Source organism: Ralstonia sp. TCR112, assembly GCF_007997035.1.
GTDB lineage: Bacteria > Pseudomonadota > Gammaproteobacteria > Burkholderiales > Burkholderiaceae > Ralstonia > Ralstonia edaphi.
This window is the reverse complement of sequence record NZ_VOSS01000244.1, coordinates 1-539: the sequence shown is the minus strand read 5'-3', so window position 1 is coordinate 539 and position 539 is coordinate 1. Positions and strand designations below refer to the sequence as shown.

Sequence of the window (539 nt, the reverse complement as noted above, 5' to 3'; positions counted from 1 at the left end):
CCGGGCAACGTGCGCGAGCTCATCAACCGCGTGCGTCGCGCTCTGGTGATGACCGACAACCGCAAGATCTCGGCCGCCGACCTGCATCTCGAAGGCTATGCCTCCGTGTCGGGCCAGACGCTGGAGGAAGCACGCGAAGGCGCCGAATCGGATGCCATCCGCACGGCCATCGCGCGCAACGGCTTCCATATGGGCATGACCGCGCGCGAACTGGCAGTGTCGCGCGTCACGCTGTATCGGTTGATGCAGAAGCACGGCATTCGGGCAGAGCATCCGCTGCATCCGGCTTAGGCTTGATCGCATCGCTTTCATTCCGATCGTCGGGGCGTAGCGTTGATGCTGCGTCCCGGATGCGCTTTGGAGAAGGAGAAGCGGCGAGACCGAATTGGCGCGCGAGCTCCTCATCCGGTCCACCCAATAGTTGGTTCAACGGACTGAATCCGGCAGCCGGCACCAGACGAAACGGACGCCGCCAGCGCAGCAAACGCGGTCAGGTTGGCTTGCATCGGGATCCCATGCGAAGGATGACTAGTAAGAAA

1 protein-coding gene is annotated in these 539 nt (G+C 62.7%); it reads left to right on the top strand.

The genetic code is table 11. The features are described 5' to 3' along the window. The coding region (locus tag FUT88_RS25640; protein ID WP_325205678.1) for a helix-turn-helix domain-containing protein at positions 1 to 291 on the top strand (291 nt) is incomplete at its 5' end. Positions 292 to 539 lie beyond the last annotated feature (248 nt).